The sequence below is a fragment of the Mesorhizobium sp. M4B.F.Ca.ET.089.01.1.1 genome (assembly GCF_004022605.1).
Taxonomy (GTDB): domain Bacteria; phylum Pseudomonadota; class Alphaproteobacteria; order Rhizobiales; family Rhizobiaceae; genus Mesorhizobium; species Mesorhizobium abyssinicae.
Genome location: NZ_RZOS01001398.1, coordinates 1 through 460, shown reverse-complemented (window position 1 = coordinate 460; position 460 = coordinate 1). Strand labels below are relative to the sequence as shown.

The following is a 460-nucleotide window of genomic DNA, read 5'->3' as shown; positions in this document are numbered from 1 at the left end:
GCTTAGGCTGAAAGAGCACGTTGCACGACAAATAAACCGCCTATCAGCTAACCACGGACCAGATGGAAGGTCAGCCCCGCAAGGCGGTTTTGGATTTCCCCGAGACCTTGCCCAGTTCCGCTTCCCATAGATCGAAGGGGCTCGCGACAATGACCACGGACTTTTCCTGACGCAGCGCGGCGCGGCTTCCAGCATCCTTGCCACGAACCTTGTCTCGACCTTCCACAATTCGGTCATGGCGGTGATCGAACCCGTCGCGGCCCTGCGAGATCCCGCTGATGTGCAGGTCGTAGAATTTGCGCCGCAGGTGAGCCCAGCACCCGGCGAGCCGGATTGTTTCATTGCTGCCGGCTTTGTCCCGTGCCTTGACCAGGTTGGTATAGGCCGAGTAGCCATCCACTTGCAGGATACCGCTGAACCCGGCGAGGTGGCGCGCGTGAGCGAATGGCGGATGCCGGTC

Annotated in this window: 1 protein-coding gene; it reads right to left on the bottom strand. The window is 60.7% G+C overall.

Features of this window, described 5'->3' with window-relative positions; translation table 11 throughout:
- Nucleotides 1-70: 70 nt before the first annotated feature.
- Nucleotides 71-460, bottom strand: a 390-nt coding sequence (locus EN780_RS37670) for a transposase (RefSeq protein ID WP_145971056.1), incomplete at its 5' end; no start/stop codon positions are given.